The 15586-nt window shown below is 72.5% G+C and carries 16 protein-coding genes; 12 read left to right on the plus strand and 4 right to left on the minus strand.

Going from position 1 to position 15586, the window contains the following annotated elements; translation table 11 throughout:
• Positions 1–11 precede the first annotated feature (11 nt).
• From HS99_RS00920 to HS99_RS47565, 11 genes are all read left to right on the plus strand, one after another.
• Positions 12–302: a HypC/HybG/HupF family hydrogenase formation chaperone gene (locus HS99_RS00920; RefSeq protein WP_030284900.1), complete on the plus strand. Its 291-nt coding sequence runs from the start codon at positions 12–14 to the stop codon at positions 300–302.
• Positions 299–1426: a hydrogenase formation protein HypD gene (gene hypD, locus HS99_RS00925; RefSeq protein WP_030284898.1), complete on the plus strand. Its 1128-nt coding sequence runs from the start codon at positions 299–301 to the stop codon at positions 1424–1426. Before HS99_RS00920 ends, hypD begins: the two co-directional genes overlap by 4 nt.
• The gene (gene hypE, locus HS99_RS00930; protein ID WP_030284896.1) at positions 1419–2489 is read left to right on the plus strand and encodes a hydrogenase expression/formation protein HypE; all 1071 of its coding nucleotides are present in this window, start codon (positions 1419–1421) and stop codon (positions 2487–2489) included. The genes hypD and hypE overlap by 8 nt, the downstream gene beginning before the upstream one ends.
• 130 nt (positions 2490–2619) lie before the next feature.
• Positions 2620–4083, plus strand: coding sequence for a hypothetical protein (locus tag HS99_RS00935; RefSeq protein WP_030550263.1), 1464 nt, complete (start codon positions 2620–2622; stop codon positions 4081–4083).
• Positions 4055–4207 carry a hypothetical protein gene (locus tag HS99_RS44430; RefSeq protein ID WP_158876460.1) on the plus strand — a complete coding sequence of 51 codons (153 nt, stop codon included), beginning with the start codon at positions 4055–4057 and terminating at the stop codon, positions 4205–4207. The genes HS99_RS00935 and HS99_RS44430 overlap by 29 nt, the downstream gene beginning before the upstream one ends.
• On the plus strand, positions 4204–5295 hold the full coding sequence (locus HS99_RS00940) for an NADH-quinone oxidoreductase subunit B family protein (protein ID WP_030284891.1): 1092 nt from the start codon (positions 4204–4206) through the stop codon (positions 5293–5295). The genes HS99_RS44430 and HS99_RS00940 overlap by 4 nt, the downstream gene beginning before the upstream one ends.
• 26 nt (positions 5296–5321) lie before the next feature.
• The gene (locus HS99_RS00945) at positions 5322–7124 is read left to right on the plus strand and encodes a nickel-dependent hydrogenase large subunit (protein WP_030284889.1); all 1803 of its coding nucleotides are present in this window, start codon (positions 5322–5324) and stop codon (positions 7122–7124) included.
• Positions 7117–7617 (plus strand): NifU-related iron-sulfur-binding protein, encoded by a 501-nt coding sequence (locus tag HS99_RS00950; RefSeq protein WP_030550264.1) that lies wholly within the window; start codon positions 7117–7119, stop codon positions 7615–7617. Before HS99_RS00945 ends, HS99_RS00950 begins: the two co-directional genes overlap by 8 nt.
• Positions 7614–8216, plus strand: a complete 603-nt coding sequence (locus HS99_RS00955) for a DUF5947 family protein (protein ID WP_030284885.1) — start codon at positions 7614–7616, stop codon at positions 8214–8216. The genes HS99_RS00950 and HS99_RS00955 overlap by 4 nt, the downstream gene beginning before the upstream one ends.
• A gap of 10 nt (positions 8217–8226) precedes the next feature.
• Complete coding sequence (locus HS99_RS00960; protein ID WP_030284883.1) at positions 8227–8433, plus strand: hypothetical protein; 207 nt, start codon at positions 8227–8229, stop codon at positions 8431–8433.
• A 36-nt stretch (positions 8434–8469) separates the two neighbouring features.
• Complete coding sequence (locus HS99_RS47565) at positions 8470–8601, plus strand: hypothetical protein (protein WP_267885505.1); 132 nt, start codon at positions 8470–8472, stop codon at positions 8599–8601.
• Positions 8602–8647: 46 nt separating this feature from the next.
• On the opposite strand, the gene HS99_RS00965 is transcribed toward HS99_RS47565, so the two are convergent.
• A complete protein-coding gene (locus tag HS99_RS00965; RefSeq protein ID WP_030550265.1) occupies positions 8648–9169 on the minus strand; it encodes a hydrogenase maturation protease in 522 nt (173 codons plus the stop codon).
• On the minus strand, positions 9166–9315 hold the full coding sequence (locus HS99_RS44435) for a hypothetical protein (RefSeq protein WP_157881904.1): 150 nt from the start codon (positions 9313–9315) through the stop codon (positions 9166–9168). Before HS99_RS44435 ends, HS99_RS00965 begins: the two co-directional genes overlap by 4 nt.
• A 433-nt stretch (positions 9316–9748) precedes the next feature.
• Here HS99_RS44435 and HS99_RS00970 point away from each other — a divergent pair, with 433 nt between their 5' ends.
• A complete protein-coding gene (locus HS99_RS00970) occupies positions 9749–11839 on the plus strand; it encodes an alpha-galactosidase (RefSeq protein ID WP_030550266.1) in 2091 nt (696 codons plus the stop codon).
• Positions 11840–11916: 77 nt separating this feature from the next.
• Here the strand turns inward: HS99_RS00970 and HS99_RS47570 are convergent, their stop codons facing one another.
• Together HS99_RS47570 and galT are read right to left on the minus strand one after the other, a co-directional pair.
• Positions 11917–14022, minus strand: coding sequence for an NEW3 domain-containing protein (locus tag HS99_RS47570; protein ID WP_078938565.1), 2106 nt, complete (start codon positions 14020–14022; stop codon positions 11917–11919).
• 249 nt (positions 14023–14271) lie between these two features.
• On the minus strand, positions 14272–15375 hold the full coding sequence (gene galT / locus HS99_RS00980; protein WP_030284874.1) for a galactose-1-phosphate uridylyltransferase: 1104 nt from the start codon (positions 15373–15375) through the stop codon (positions 14272–14274).
• Positions 15376–15586: the final 211 nt, after the last annotated feature.

Below are 15586 nucleotides of genomic sequence, written 5' to 3' on the forward strand. Positions count from 1 at the left end.
GGAGTGCGCCGATGTGTCTGGCAGTACCCGGCCGGGTGGCCGAAGTCTACGAACGCGACGGCACCCGGATGGCCCGGGTGGACTTCGGCGGAGTGCTGAAGGAGGTCTGCCTGGAGTACCTGCCGGAGATCGCCGTCGGTGACTACGCCATCGTCCACGTCGGCTTCGCCCTCCAGCGGCTGGACGAGGAGTCGGCGCTGGCGACCCTGCGGCTGTTCGAGGAGATCGGCGCGCTGGAAGAGGAGTTCGGCGACGCCTGGGCCCGGGCCCGGGCGGAGGCTCAGCCCGAGGAGGCTTCGTGAAGTACATCGAGGAGTTCAACGATCCCGGCCTGGCGCGCCGGCTGCTGGAGGACATCCGGGCCACCGTGACCCGCCCGTGGGCGCTGATGGAGGTCTGCGGCGGACAGACGCACTCCATCATCCGGCACGGCATCGACCAGCTCCTGCCGGAAGACGTCGAACTGATCCACGGCCCGGGCTGCCCGGTGTGCGTCACGCCGCTGGAGGCGATCGACCGGGCGCTGGCCATCGCCGCCCGGCCGGAGGTCACCTTCTGCTCCTTCGGCGACATGCTGCGGGTGCCCGGCACCGACCGGGACCTGTACCGGGTCAAGGGCGCCGGCGGGGACGTCCGGGTGGTGTACTCGCCGCTCGACGCGCTGCGGATCGCCCAGGAGAACCCGCAGCGCGAGGTGGTGTTCTTCGGCATCGGCTTCGAGACCACCGCGCCCGCCAACGCGATGGCCGTCCACCAGGCCCGCCGCCTCGGCGTGCGCAACTTCAGCCTGCTGGTCTCGCACGTGCGGGTGCCACCGGCGATCGAGGCCATCATGAGCTCCGCGGACTGCCGGGTGCAGGGCTTCCTCGCCGCCGGCCACGTGTGCAGCGTGATGGGCACCACCGAGTACCCGGAGCTCGCCGAGCGCCACCGGGTACCGATCGTGGTCACCGGCTTCGAGCCGCTGGACCTGCTGGAGGGCATCCGCCGGGCCGTCCGCCAGCTGGAGCGCGGCGAGCACCGGGTGGAGAACGCCTACCCGCGCGCCGTCCAGGACACCGGCAACCCGGCCGCGCTCCGCATGCTCCAGGAGGTCTTCACCGTCACCGACCGCGCCTGGCGCGGCATCGGCACCATCCCGGGCAGCGGCTGGCGGCTCTCCGACGCGTACCGCGACTTCGACGCCGAGCACCGCTTCGACGTCACCGGGGTCACCACCCGCGAGTCCGCCCGGTGCCGCAGTGGCGAGGTGCTCCAGGGCCTGATCAAGCCGCACGAGTGCGAGGCGTTCGGCACCGCCTGCACCCCGCGCACCCCGCTCGGCGCCACCATGGTCTCCAGCGAGGGCGCCTGCGCCGCGTACTACCTCTACCGGCGGCTCGACCCGGCCGTCCGACGCGCCGAGGAGGCCGAGCCCGTTGGCTGACACGCTGCAGACCGCACCGGACTTCTCCGGCTGGTCCTGCCCGCTCCCGCTGCGCGACCACCCCGTGGTGGTGATGGGGCACGGCGGGGGCGGCGCGCTCTCGGCCGAGCTGGTCCGCCACCTGTTCCTGCCCGCGTACGGCGGCGAACAGCTCGAGGGGCTCGGCGACTCGGCGCAACTGACGCTCGGCGGTGCCCGGTTGGCCTTCTCCACGGACTCGTACGTGGTGCGGCCGCTGTTCTTCCCCGGCGGCAGCATCGGCGACCTCGCGGTCAACGGGACGGTCAACGACCTGGCGATGAGCGGCGCGGTTCCGGCGTACCTGTCCTGCGCGTTCGTGCTGGAGGAGGGCACCGAGCTGGCCACCGTCGGCGCCGTCGCGCAGGCGGTCGGCGCGGCCGCCCGGGCGGCCGGCGTCACCGTCGCGACCGGGGACACCAAGGTGGTCGACGCCGGGCACGGCGACGGCGTCTACCTCACCACCGCGGGCATCGGCCTGATCCCGGACGGCGTGGACATCCGCCCGCAGCGGGCCCGCCCCGGCGACGTGATCATGGTCAGCGGGCCGATCGGGCAGCACGGCATCGCCATCATGAGCGTGCGCGAGGGGCTGGAGTTCGGCGCCGAGGTGACCAGCGACACCGCGGCCCTCGGCTCGCTGGTCCAGGCCATGCTGGCCGTCACCCCCGAGCTGCACGTGCTGCGCGACCCCACCCGCGGCGGCCTGGCCGCCTCGCTCAACGAGATTGCCGCCGCCTCCGGCACCGGCGTGGTCCTGGAGGACCGGGCGGTGCCGGTCCCGGAGGCGGTCGCCAACGCCTGCGCCTTCCTCGGCCTCGACCCGCTGTACGTCGCCAACGAGGGCCGGCTGGTCGCCTTCGTGCCGCGCGAGCACGCCGAGGCGGTGCTCGCGGCGATGCGCGCCCATCCGGACGGGCGCGGAACGGTGATCGTCGGCGAGTGCGTCGCCGACCACCCCGGCGTGGTGGTCGCCCGTACGGGCCTCGGCGGCACCCGGATCGTCGACCTCCCGCTCGGCGAGCAGCTGCCCCGGATCTGCTGAACGCCACTCCGATGGCGAACCGAACGCGCGCGGGCGACCGCGAGATGTGACCGTGGTGCGAGGGCCGACCGGAGGCCGGCCCCCGCCCCACGCCCGGGGACCAGGGCCACTGCGGCCGATCGGAGGCGAGATGACCACCACACCGGCGCCCGGCGCCGCCGCCCCGGCGCGGCCCGCCGACCCGAACGTCTTCGAACGGTTGCGGCCGGTGGCCGACGCCGTGCTCTACGAGGGCTACCTGCTCTACCCCTACCGCCGCTCCTCGGCCAAGAACCGGGTGCGCTGGCAGTTCGGCGTGCTCGCGCCGCGCCCCTGGGTCGAGGCGGGCGGGCCGGTGGCGGAGACCGTCGCCGGCTCCGCCGAGTCCTGGTACCAGCAGACCGAGTGCCTGGCCGAGGCGGCGCCCGGTGCGGTGCTGCACGTCCGGGTCCGCTACCTCCAGGTGCAGCACAAGAGCGTGCAGCGCCGCACCGCGGACGGCCGGTACGAACCGGTGGAGTCGCTCCAGGCGCCCGACGCGGTCCACCTCAGCTTCGAGGAGGCCGTGCCCCGGGAGACCGACCTCGTGCTGCCGCTGGCCGAACTGCTGGCCGGGGACCGGACGTTCGAGGTCGGCGCGCCCGGCGGCGAGCAGACCGAGGAGCTCCCGGACGCGGACGGCCGGGCGGTGCGCCGGTGCCACCCGGTCGAGGCGCGGACCACCGTGCACGCCGAGCCGCTGGACGGGCGGCTGTACCGGCTGCGGGTGCGCACCGAGAACACCGGCCGCCAGGTCGGGCCCGGCGCCACCCGCGAGGAGGCGCTGCGGCACACCCTGGTCGCCACCCACACCTTCCTCGGCGGCAGCGGCCTGTCCTTCCTCTCGCTGACCGACCCGCCGGAGCGGGCAGCCGAGCACGCCCGGGCCTGCCGGAACCTGCACACCTATCCGGTGCCGGCCGACGCCGACCGGGCGGTGCTCTCCTCGCCGATCATCCTGCCCGACCAGCCGCGGATCGCCCCGGAGAGCCCCGGCGACCTCCACGACGCCGGGGAGATCGACGAGATCCTCTCGCTGCGCACCATGCTGCTCACCGACGAGGAGAAGCGCGAGGCCCGGGCCACCGACCGGCGGGCCGCCGAGATCCTCGACCGGGTGGACACCATGCCGCCGGAGGTCTTCACCCGCCTGCACGGCGCGATCCGCTCCCTTCGGCCCGCCGGGCGCCCGGAGCCCGGCGCGCGCCCCGAGCCCGCCGCCCGGGCGCCCTGGTGGGAGGAGGGCGGGGACGACGGCCTCGCACCGGCCACCGACCGGGTGCTGGTCGACGGCGTCTCCCTCGCCCGCGGCAGCCGGGTCGAGCTGCGGCCGCACGGCCGGGGCAGCGACGCGCAGGACATGTTCCTGGCCGGGCGCACGGCCGAGGTGGCGGCGGTCTTCCACGACGTGGACGGCAGCGTCCACCTCGCCGTCACGGTCGACGACGATCCCGGCGCCGAGTTGCACGGCTGGTACGGCCGGTACCGCTACTTCCGGCCGGACGAGGTGCGACCGCTCGGCACCACCCCCGACGAGACGAGGTCCGATGGACACCATCGAACTCCTGGAACATGACCACCGCATGGTGGAGCAGCTGTTCCGCGACTACCCGGCCGCGCCCGCCCTGATGCCGGCCGGCCCGGTGGCCGCGGCCTACGACCGACTGCGTGACCGGCTGCAAGGAAGGCCGAGGACATGACGATCGAAAGCGGTACCACCAGCACCAGCGGGACACCGAGCCGCGCGGACCAGCGGCAGGGCTTCCCGGAGATCGACATCCTGTGGATCTCCGAGGGCCTGAGCTGCGACGGCGACACCGTGTCGCTGACCGCCGCCGACCAGCCCGCCATCGAGGACGTGGTGCTCGGCCTGATCCCCGGCCTGCCCAAGGTCAACCTGTACAACAAGGTGCTCTCGCCCACGCTGGGCGGCGAGGAGTTCCTCGCCCCCTACCGGGCCGCCGCCCGGGGCGAGTCGCCGAACCCGTTCATCCTGGTCATCGAGGGCTCGATCCCCAACCAGGACATCATCGAGGGCGACGGCTACTGGACCTCCTTCGGCAATGACCTGGAGACCGGCGAGCCGCTCACCCTCAACTGGTGGCTGGACCACCTCGCGCCCAAGGCGTGGGCGGTGGTCGCGGCCGGCACCTGCGCGACATACGGCGGCATCCACGCGATGGCCGGCAACCCGACCGGCGCGATGGGCCTGGCGGACTACCTCGGGTGGGACTTCAAGTCCACCGGCGGGCTGCCGATCGTCAACGTGCCGGGCTGCCCGATCCAGCCGGAGAACTTCATGGAGACCCTCACCTGGGTGCTCTACCACGCGGCCGGCGCCGCCCCGCCGCCCCCGCTCGACGCCAACCTGCGCCCGCAGTGGCTTTTCGGCAGGACCGTCCACGAGGGCTGCGACCGGGCCGGCTACTACGAGCAGGGCAACTTCGCCCGCGAGTACAACTCGCCCAAGTGCCAGGTGAAGGTGGGCTGCTGGGGGCCGGTCGTCAACTGCAACGTGCCGAAGCGCGGCTGGATGGCCGGGATCGGCGGCTGCCCGAACGTGGGCGGCATCTGCATCGGCTGCACCATGCCGGGCTTCCCCGACACCTTCATGCCGTTCATGGACGAGCCGTCCGGCGGCAGCCTGTCCCCGATGCTCATCAAGCCGTACGGAGCGGTCATCCGGCGGCTGCGCGGCATCACCAACATGGCCGTGAACCGGGAGCCGCGCTGGCGGCACCGCGGTTCCGAGCTGACCAGCGGTTACGACCCGCACTGGCGTCCCTGAGCGACCCCGGCCCCGAAGGAAGGCACATGACGACGACCGAGCCCCCGCGCGCGACCGGGCAGCGCAAGCCGCCGCAGATCGTGGAGATGTCGTGGGACCCGATCACCCGGATCATCGGCAACCTCGGCATCTACACCAAGGTGGACTTCGCCAACAGGGAGGTGACGGAGTGCCACAGCACCTCCTCCCTGTTCCGCGGCTACTCGGTGTTCATGAAGGGCAAGGACCCCCGGGACGCCGGCTTCATCACCAGCCGCATCTGCGGCATCTGCGGTGACAACCACACCACCTGCTCCAACTACGCCCAGCAGATGGCGTACGGGGTGAAACCCCCGCCGCTCGGCGAGTCGATCGTCAACCTCGGTGAGGCCGCCGAGTACCTGTTCGACCACACGATCTTCCAGGACAACCTGGTGTTCGTGGACTTCTGCGAGGCCATGGTCAAGGAGACCAACCCCGGTCTGCTGGCCCGGGCGGAGCGCACCGAGGCGCCCAACGCGGGCATCCACGGCTACCGGACGATCGCCGACCTGATGCGGTCCTTCAACCCGTTCGAGGGCGAGGTCTACAAGCAGGCGCTGCGGATCAGCCGGATCACCCGCGAGATGTTCTGCCTGATGGAGGGCCGGCACGTGCACCCCTCCACGCTCTACCCGGGCGGCGTGGGCACGATGCCGACGCCCACCCTGTTCACCGACTACCTGTCCCGGCTGATCCGGGTGATCGACTTCGTCAAGAAGTCGGTCGCGATGAACGACGACGTCTTCGACTTCTTCTACGAGGCACTGCCGGGCTACGAGGAGGTCGGGCGCCGGCGCATCCTGCTCGGCTGCTGGGGCGCCTGGCAGGACTACGAGGTCTGCGACTACAAGTACGCGAACATGAACGAGTGGGGGAAGGCGATGTACGTCACCCCCGGCATCGTGGTGGACGGCAAACTGGTCACCAACAACCTGGTCGACATCAACCTGGGGCTGCGGATCCTGCTCGGCAGCTCCTACTACGAGGACTGGGTCAACGAGGACCCGTTCGTCACCCACGACCCGCTCGGCAACCCGGTCGACATGCGCCACCCCTGGAACCAGACCACCGTGCCGGTGCCGCAGAAGCGCGACCTGAACGGCGGCAAGTACAGCTGGGTGATGAGCCCGCGCTGGTACCACCAGCAGACCGGCGAGCACCTGGCCCTGGACACCGGCGGCGGCCCGCTGGCCCGGCTCTGGTCGACGGCGCTCAGCGGGCTGGTGGACACCCCGTACGTCAAGGCGACCGGGCAGGGCGTGCGGATCTCGCTGCCGAAGGGCGAGGAACTGCCCGAGATGACCTTCGAGTGGAAGATCCCGCAGTGGAGCAACACCATCGAGCGCGACCGGGCCCGGCCGTACTTCGTGGCGTACTCGGCGGCGATGGCGCTGTTCTTCGTGGAGCGGGCGATGGGCATGGTCAGGGCCGGTGACACCAGGGTCTTCACCGACTTCGAGGTGCCGGACGAGGCGATCGGCTGCGGCTTCCACGAGGCCGTGCGCGGCGTGCTCTCGCACCACCTGGTGATCCGCGACAAGAAGATCGCCAACTACCACCCCTACCCGCCGACCCCGTGGAACGCCAGCCCCCGGGACAGCTTCGGCACCCCCGGCCCGTACGAGGACGCCGTGCAGGGGCAGCCGATCTTCGAGGAGAACGGGCCGGACGACTTCAAGGGCATCGACATCATGCGCACCGTGCGCAGCTTCGACCCCTGTCTGCCGTGCGGGGTGCACATGTACCTCGGCAAGGGCAAGGAGCTCACCCGGATGCACACCCCCACCTACGGGGCGTCCCATGGCTGAGGGACGGCTGGACGCCCAGGCGGTGGAGCAGCGGCTGGCCCGGCTGGACGAGCTGCTGGAGCGGGTCGAGGCGGTGCCCGGACCGGGCGGCGAGGCGGCGCTCGCGGCGGTCCGGACCCTCACCGAGGTCTACGGCGAGGCGCTGGCCCGGGTGCTGGACCTGGTACCACCGGAGCCGCTGCTCGACGACGAGCTGCTCGGCCACCTGCTGGTGCTGCACGACCTGCACCCGGAGCCGCCGGAACGCCGGGCGGCACGGGCCCTGCAGGCGCTGCGCGAGCGGGGCGTGCAGGCCGAGCTGGCCGGGGTCGACGGCGGGGTCGCCGAGGTGCGGCTGACCGTCAAGGGCTGCGGCTCCTCGGCCGGAGCGGTGGAGGCGGCGGTCCGGGAGGCGGTGCTGGCGGCCGCGCCCGAGCTGAGCGAGGTGCGGCGGGCCCCGGAGCGGGCGTTCGTCCCGGTGGACAGCCTGCTGCTCCCGCGGGGGGCGGCATGACCGCCGGTGCGCTGCACCGCCTGATCCGCGAGGCCCGCGCCGAGCCGGCCGGGCCCGCCGAGCCTCCCGAACGGTGCGAGCTGTGCGGCGAGCAGGTGCCGGAGGACCACCGGCACCTGCTGGACACCGAAGCGCAGACCGTGCTGTGCGTCTGCCGCCCGTGCACCTTGCTGTTCGGCCGGGAGACGGAGGCCGAGGAGGGGCGCTACCGGCTGGTGCCGGGGCGGCGGGTGCGGCTGGAGCCGGTGCCGACCGACCGCCTCGGCGTCCCGGTGGGCCTGGCGTTCTTCGTGCCGCAGCCGGACGGCAGCGTCCTGGCCCACTACCCGAGCCCGGCCGGCGCGGCCCGCTGGGAAGTGGATCCCCAGGCGTGGCGGACGGCGTGCGAGCTGCGGCCCGAGTTGCGCACGATGCGCGCCGGGGTGGAAGCCTTGTTGGTGAACACCGTTCGCGGGCAGTCGCAGCACTGGATCGTCCCGCTCGCCGACTGCCTGCGGATGGTCGCGGTGGTGCGGCAGGAGTGGCGCGGCCTGTCCGGCGGCAGCCGGATCTGGCCGGCGCTCGAGCAGTTCTTCGGAGAACTGACCGAACAGCGGTGAGGAGGAAGCCATGGGCAACATCCGCGTGGGCAAGCCGCAGGCGCGCCCTTACACGGCGTCGACCGTCTTCGGCATCCACCGGGGCAACGAGGGCCCCTACAAGCGGCAGCCGGGCCACCACAAGGACGGCACCGCGGACGCCCGGCGGTCGACGGGCATCCACTGGAAGAAGCACAACGCGATCCTGCCGATCATGCCGAACATCCCGCCCGGCTGAGCCGGGCCCGGCGGACGTGGAACGAAGGAGGAACCGATGGCCAGACGGGTGCTGATCGCGGAGGTCCTGATCGTCGGGACGATCACCCTGGCGATGCTCGTCCGGGAGATCCCCGGCATGCGGCGGGAGCTGAGGATGTGGCGGATGGTGGGCCTGCGGCGCCACTGACCGGCCCGCGGCGCCCGGCGGTCGTGCTCGACCGCCGGGCGCCCTTTCACGCCGTGCGGGCCGTCAGCTCCGCACCGGGTTCGCGCAGCAGCTGGGCGGCCACGCGCCGCACCAGGCCGGCGGCGGCGGGGACGGCCTGCCGGACGGCCTCGCTCAGGCCGACCATGACGTCCGGGTCGTCCTGGGCCGGGCACAGCTCCGGCTCGCAGCCGAGGACGACCACCCTGGGCAGCCGCTCGGCGCCGTCCACGGCCAGGTCGCGGGCCAGCGCCAGCACCGTCACCGGATCCATGCCGTGCGCTTCCGGGACGGCCGGCCAGCTCGCCCCGTCCGGTTCGATCAGGTACAGCGTGCCGGGGGCGCCCCCGCGCGGCGCCGCGTCCACCAGGACGACCGCGTCGTAGCCGTCCAGCAGGCGGTAGGCCAGTTCCATGCCGCGGATGCCCGCGTCCCACAGCTCGACCCCGGGTGGCAGCGGGTCCTCGCGCAGTGCGGCGACCACCTCCGGGCCGAAGGCGTCGTCGGCCAGGAAGACGTTTCCGATGCCGGCCACCAGCACCCGGCTCACGCCGCGGCTCCCGCGGGCGCGGGCCGCACGCGCAGGGACGTCGGGCGCGGGCGCGGTGAGTGGCGGCGGGCGCCGCGGTCCCGGAGCTCGGCCCGGACGGGCTGGGTCAGGCGGTGGAACGCGCTCGCGACGAGCAGGATGTGCATCGGCACCTCCGTTGGGCCGGGATCAGGGGCGGGTGGGATCGGTTCGGGCCGGGAGCCGGGCGGGTGCCCGGAGGCCGTCCCACTGTGCACCGCCATGCTCGATGGGCGGCCGTGGCGGTGGGCGGCGCGGCGCCCGGTTCACCCGCTCGGCGGCGGGGTGCTGAGCGCCGTCCGGCCTGGGGCAGGCGCCAACGAAGTCGCATTGTGTTGAGTCTTGTCGGGTTCTGGTAGGTGCAATATCGTATGGCACCGCCGCCGCTTCGCCGGCTGCTCCGCGTACCCGATCGTCGCGCCCCCATCGCAGTTCGAGCGACGTCGCCGCGTCCGCACGCCCCGGTACAGATCGTCGGCACCGGTCCCATCCACCCGCGCCGCGGCCGGCGCCCCTCGGCGGCCCGGGCCCGGCGCACTCACCCACCCGGGAAGCCCCCACATGCGCAGAACGCCACACCGGCTCGTCGGCATACTCGCCGTCACCGCCCTCGCGGCCTCCGGCCTCAGCGCCGCGGCAGTGGGCACCGCCACTCCGGCCGCTGCCCTCGGCAACGGCAACTCCCTGACCCCGCCCATGGGTTGGAACTCGTGGAACAGCATCGGTGCCTACGTCACCGAGAACCAGGTCAAGCAGACCATCGACTTCATGGCGGCCAACGGCCTGGTGCAGGCGGGGTACGACACCGTGACCGTCGACGACGGCTGGTCGACGCGCCACCGCGACGGCCAGAGCACGGACTTCGCCAAGACCGCCGACGGTGCCATGCAGCTCTACGACGCCAACGGCAGCCCGGTCAGCGGAACCGACGGAGGCGGGAACGACACCACCAGCGGTCACCTGCTCCCCGAGCCGGACCAGTTCCCCGCGCAGACCGTTGACGGCAGGACCGTCAACGGCATCCAGTACCTCGCCTGGTACGCCCACGGCAAGGGCATGAAGTTCGGCCTCTACGCCACCGACACCTACACCACCTGCCAGGGCCACCCCGGCAGCCTCGGCCACGAGACCACCGATGCCACCGACTTCGTGTCCTGGGGCGTCGACTTCGTGAAGTACGACGACTGCCCGTACGGACCCACCGTCTACGGCCCCGACGGCTACGCCTACTACCCGCAGGGCGAGGGCAAGGAACTCACCCGGTCCATCTACGCCCGGACCCAGACCTTCCAGCGTGCCCTGGACGCGGCGACCGCCGCCGCGGGCAGGCCCAAGGTCACGCTGAGCCTGTCCGCGCAGCCCGCGCACACCGGCATCCCCTCCCTGCTGAGCGCCGACGACCCGGCCCGGACCGATCCCCTGATCACGGCCGCCGGAACCCCGCCGCACCAGGCGCCCGGCTACTCGCCCACCGGGATCTGGTGCGGCCAGGTCGCCAACATGTGCCGTATCGGCGGCGACCGCGACAGCGAACTGGACGGCGTGCTCTACAACGGCCAGCTCCAGACCGCGCTGAAGTACCCGGGCAACGTCCACCCCGGCAGCTGGAACGACCTGGACATGATGTTCGCCGGCTGGCAGGACACCTACGGCGTCTGGGGAGTCACCGACACCTCCCGGGGCCACAAGCCCTTCACGGACGACGAGTCGCGCACCGAACTGTCCGTGCTCTCGATGATGGCGGCCCCGCTCGTCTCCGGCGCCGACCTGCGCACCGCCGCCGACTCGCAGCACACCGCGAACGGCTACACCTGGTCGACCGGGATCAGTTCCTCCGCACTCGCGCTCCTCAAGAACCGCGACATGATCTCCATCGATCAGGACAGCCTCGCCCAGCCCGCCACCCTGGTCGGCAACCCGCCCTCCTCCCCGGTCGCCCCGGTGGTCCTCAAGCGCCGACTCGCCAACGGGGACCTGGCCGTGGCGCTGATCAACCAGGACCCGAACAACTGGGCCATGATCAGTGCCGGCTTCGCCGACCTCGGCCTGACCGGTTCGGGCTACGGCTACCGGGAGCTGTGGTCGGGCGCCACCGGCACCGCGACCGGCTCCATCGGCGGCAACTGGATCCCGGCGCACGGCGTCGCGCTCTACCGCATCGCCGGCGCGGGCGCCGGCACGGGCGGTGGCACCGGAGGCGGCGGCCCGGCCGTCGTCGGCGACGGCAGGTACCACGCGCTGAGCGCCGGCGGCACCGGGGGCCAGGCGCTCGAAGTCCAGGGCGGCTGCTCCGCACCCGTCGGCGGCAACTCCGACATCAACGCCTACCGGAGTGGCGCCGCCCAGCAGTGGATGTTCACGCCCAATGCCGACGGCACCGTGACGATCAGTGACAACTGCGCCTCCGCGGCCCAGTCGCACACCGTGCTCGCCGGCGGCAACGGTGTGGGCAGCGCCTACCTGCTGAACGCCACGCCCGGCAATCCCTGGCAGAAGTGGAAGGTCACCCAGAACGGCAGCGGCGCCCTCACCGTCACCAACGTCGGCAACGGGCTGACGCTGGACGTCGCCGGAACCGCGGCCGGCTCCACGGGCATGACCGAACCGGCCAACCCGGCTTCGGCCGGGCAGAGTTGGACCGTGCTGTCCTGACGCTCGGGTCTCGTCGGACCGTGGTGCGGCGTCAGGGTACCCGCACCTGACGCCGCACACCCCGCAAGGATCAGGTCCTAGCTCTGGGTGAAACCCGTGAAGTCGGCCTCGCCGTTGGTGCCCGCGCTGTGCGAGGTGGTGAACAGGCCGACGTCCTGGCGTGCGGTCGCTCCCGGGACGGTGGCCTGGCCGACCTTCGTCCAGGTGGTCCCGTTGGTGGAGCAGTAGCCGGTGTACGTCGAGCCGTCGCGGACCAGCTTCAGCCAGCTCGGGTAGGCCGCCGAGCCCGAACCCTGGTTCGCCGGAGCGCTGTTGGAGTCCAGCTTGCCGTCGCCGTCGCTGTCCCACTGCAGCACGTAGCCCTTGCCGGGAGCCTCGGCCAGGACGAGGTACCCGGCCGAACGGCCCGGCTGGGTGATGTCGTTGCGGACCATGATCCCGGCCTTGGCCCAGTCGCTGGTGGGTGCCTGCGCGGTGAGCTTGACGACCGTGGTGGAGCCGTCGTGTTCGGCACCCGGGCGGTAGACGGTGCTGTACTCGTCGACGTCGTAGTAGAGGTCGGCGCCCGCGCCGTCGATGGCGAACGTCCCGTCCTGTGCGCCGAAGACGGCGGTGGTGTCGGTGAAGGTCCGGAACGGCGCCTGGACGGGTGCGGTCAGGACGACCGGTGCGGGCGCCGTGACGCTCTGCGGGCCGCCCGGCCCGTGCGCGGTGGCGGTGCCGGTGAGGGTGGCCCGGGTGATCGGCGCCGGCAGGTGCGCCGGGGCGGTCACGCGGAACGCGGCACGCGCGCCGCCGCCGGGCGGCACGTGCCCGAACCGGGTCTCCGACAGCGGCGCCACCGCCCAGCCGGCCGGAACGTCCAGTCCGAGCACCACGTCGTTCGCGGACTGCGCGCCGTTGTCGGTGAAGGCCGTGGTGACGGTGGCCGAGCCGCCGGGGGTGAGGTCGGGGACCTCGGTGTCGAGGACGAGGTCCGGGTGCTGCCCGCCCGGGTGGTCGGTCGGGGTGACCTTGTACATCACGGCTCCGTGGCCGGGCACGGTGGCGCTGATCGCGCCGGCGGTCTCGCCGGTGGTGTGAGCCCAGAGGTCCCGCAGGAGGTAACCCTTGGCCGTCGGCAGGCCGGCCGCGGCCGCCGTGGTCGAGATCACCGCGGGCTGCGGGTTCTCGTTGAACAGGGTGACCGCGACCCCGCCGTCGGCGAGCGGCTTGGCCAGGACGTCCAGGCCGGCGGTCATGCTCACCGGCCGCCCCTGCTTGCCGAGCCGGTCCTGGTCGACGGAGACGACCTCGGTGTTGCCGTAGATCGCGAGGGTGTCGGCGCTCGCCTTGCGCAGGTCGGTGCCGGCGATCAGCGGGGCCGCCATCTCCGCCCAGAGCGAGAAGTGGGCGCGGTCCTCGGTCGCCGTCATGCCGTTGCCGACCTCCAGCATGTCCGGGTCGTTCCAGCCACCCGGCCCCGCGGCGTCGGCGAGCTTGGCGTTGGCGTGGAAGATGTCCAGCATCCGGCCGAACGAGGCGTCGATGTCCCCGGTGGTGCGCCAGAGTTGGCCGACCGTACGGCCCCAGGTCCAGACGCTGTCCAGGCCCCAGTTGCAGAGGCTGTAGACGATCGGGCGGCCGGTCTTCGCCAGCGCGTCGCCCATGGCGCGGTAGCGCTGCTGCGAGGGCACGCCCTGGTTGTAGCAGTTGTCGTACTTGAGGTAGTCGACGCCCCAGGAGGCGAAGGCGTTCGCGTCCTGCTGCTCGTGGCCGAGGCTGCCGGGGAAGCCCGCGCAGGTCATCGTGCCGGCGCTCTCGTAGATGCCGAGCTTGAGGCCCTTGGCGTGGACGTAGGCGGCCACGCCGGTGATCCCGTGCGGGAACTTGACCGGGTCGGGGACGAGCCGGCCCTCGGCGTCGCGGTTCTTGGTCATCCAGCAGTCGTCGATGTTGACGTACTGGTAGCCGGCGTCCCGCAGGCCGGCCGAGACCAGTCTGTCGGCGGTCTGCTCGACGAGCTGCTCGTCGACGTCACAGCCGAAGGCGTTCCAGTCGTTCCAACCCATCGGCGGGGTCGGGACCAGCGTGGCGCCGCCGGCCGACTCGGCGGCCGCGGCGGGGGTGCTGGCGAGGGGGACGGTGGCGAGCGGCGCCGCCGCCAGCGAGGCCGCGAGTAACGCGGCCCACGTCTTGCGCATCGTGTCTCCTGGGTCCGGTCGGGTGGTGCGGACGGTCGTGCAGGAACGGGCACCCTGCGCAGGGCGGGGGAAAGCGAACCAAATCCAACAGAGAGAGTCAATAGTCAACGCAAACAGACGGATATCAACGAGGAGTGGATCTCCACGGGCTCCTCGGGAGGGCATGCCGAAGGAGCCCACGGCGCCGCCGGTCAGCACGGCGTGGTGGGCTCCTTCGGCGCCGCGGGCGGGTCGCGGGCGTATCGCGGGTCAGCCGAGTGCGGCCTCCCGCAGCCGGGCGGCGGCCTGCTCCGGGCTCACGTCGGTGACGAACGCGTCCATCCCCGATTCCACGCCGGCCAGGTACTTGAGCTTGCCCGGCGCTCGACGGACGGTGAACAGTTCGAGGTGCAGGGCGAGTTGCCCGCCGTCGGTGCGGGGAGCCTGGTGCCAGGCGGAGATGTACGGGGTCCGGTTGGGCCCCGCGCCGGGCGGTGCGGGGAACAGGGCGTCGAAGCGGCGCAGCAGGTCCAGGTAGAGGCCGGGGAACTCGGCGCGTTCGGGTTCGGTCAGCGCGGTGAGGTCGGCCACCCGGCGCCTGGGGTAGAGGTGGACCTCGTACGGCCAGCGCGCGGCGAACGGCACGAAGGCGAGCCAGTGCTCGCCCTGCAGGACCAGCCGCTCCGGGGTGGCCTGCTCGGCGGCGAGCAGGTCCTCGAACAGGTTCCGGCCGGTGCGGGCGCGGTGCGCCTCGGCCCGGGCGATCATCCGGGCGGTGCGGGAGGGGACGAAGGGGAAGGCGTAGATCTGGCCGTGCGGGTGGGCGAGCGTGACGCCGATCTCCTCGCCGCGGTTCTCGAAGCAGTACACCTGCCGCACGCCGGGCAGTGCGGACAGTTCCGCCGTGCGGTCGGTCCAGGCGTCCAGCACCAGGCGCGCCCGGGTCTCGTCCAGGTCCGCGAAGGAGGCGTCGTGGTCGGAGGTGAAGCAGACCACCTCGCAGCGGCCGTCGCCGGGCCGCAGGGTGTGCAGGGGCTCATCACGGGACGCGACGTGCTCGGCTGCCGCCGGGGCGAGCGAGGGGAAGCGGTTCTCGAACACGGCCACCTCGTAGTCGGCCGCCGGGATCTCGCTGTGCCGCCCGTCCCGGGAGGGGCACAGCGGGCACTCGCCGGCCGGCGGGCGGTAGGTGCGCTGCTGGCGGTGGGCGGCCACCGTGACCCACTCTCCGAGCACCGGGTCGAGCCGGATCTCGGAGAGGCTCGCCGCGGGCTCCAGGGGGCGTTCGTCCCGGACGTCGCGAACGGCTCCCGGCGCCCGGTCGAAGTAGACGAGTTCGCGGCCGTCGGCCAACTTGGTGGCGGTTCTGTGCACCGCTGTACTCCTTACGCGTTGGACGTCGCCCCGGCAGTTTTCAAGCTTCAACAGATTCAAACAAACACGATCGCTTGTCAACAAGCGGGGCCGCCTGCCGGTGGTGATTCCCGGCAGTCCCCGCCGACCGGCCTGAACATGTCCATGCATGTCCGTCGCGGTTGTTGACCTCGGAGGCCAGGCATGTTTGATTGTGTCGGAATTTGCTCCC

It is taken from the genome of Kitasatospora aureofaciens (genome assembly GCF_001188955.3).
Lineage (GTDB): Bacteria > Actinomycetota > Actinomycetes > Streptomycetales > Streptomycetaceae > Kitasatospora > Kitasatospora aureofaciens.

Bases quoted from the DNA above. Each gene is read 5' to 3' on its own strand.
- HS99_RS44435 (WP_157881904.1), bottom strand. From the start codon at position 9,315: ATGCACATCCTGCTCGTCGCGAGCGCGTTCCACCGCCTGACCCAGCCC.
- HS99_RS47570 (WP_078938565.1), bottom strand. From the start codon at position 14,022: ATGCGCAAGACGTGGGCCGCGTTACTCGCGGCCTCGCTGGCGGCGGCG.
- HS99_RS47565 (WP_267885505.1), top strand. From the start codon at position 8,470: ATGGCCAGACGGGTGCTGATCGCGGAGGTCCTGATCGTCGGGACGATC.
- HS99_RS00955 (WP_030284885.1), top strand. From the start codon at position 7,614: ATGACCGCCGGTGCGCTGCACCGCCTGATCCGCGAGGCCCGCGCCGAG.
- HS99_RS00970 (WP_030550266.1), top strand. From the start codon at position 9,749: ATGCGCAGAACGCCACACCGGCTCGTCGGCATACTCGCCGTCACCGCC.
- HS99_RS44430 (WP_158876460.1), top strand. From the start codon at position 4,055: ATGGACACCATCGAACTCCTGGAACATGACCACCGCATGGTGGAGCAG.
- HS99_RS00945 (WP_030284889.1), top strand. From the start codon at position 5,322: ATGACGACGACCGAGCCCCCGCGCGCGACCGGGCAGCGCAAGCCGCCG.
- HS99_RS00960 (WP_030284883.1), top strand. From the start codon at position 8,227: ATGGGCAACATCCGCGTGGGCAAGCCGCAGGCGCGCCCTTACACGGCG.
- HS99_RS00950 (WP_030550264.1), top strand. From the start codon at position 7,117: ATGGCTGAGGGACGGCTGGACGCCCAGGCGGTGGAGCAGCGGCTGGCC.
- HS99_RS00935 (WP_030550263.1), top strand. From the start codon at position 2,620: ATGACCACCACACCGGCGCCCGGCGCCGCCGCCCCGGCGCGGCCCGCC.
- HS99_RS00920 (WP_030284900.1), top strand. From the start codon at position 12: ATGTGTCTGGCAGTACCCGGCCGGGTGGCCGAAGTCTACGAACGCGAC.
- HS99_RS00940 (WP_030284891.1), top strand. From the start codon at position 4,204: ATGACGATCGAAAGCGGTACCACCAGCACCAGCGGGACACCGAGCCGC.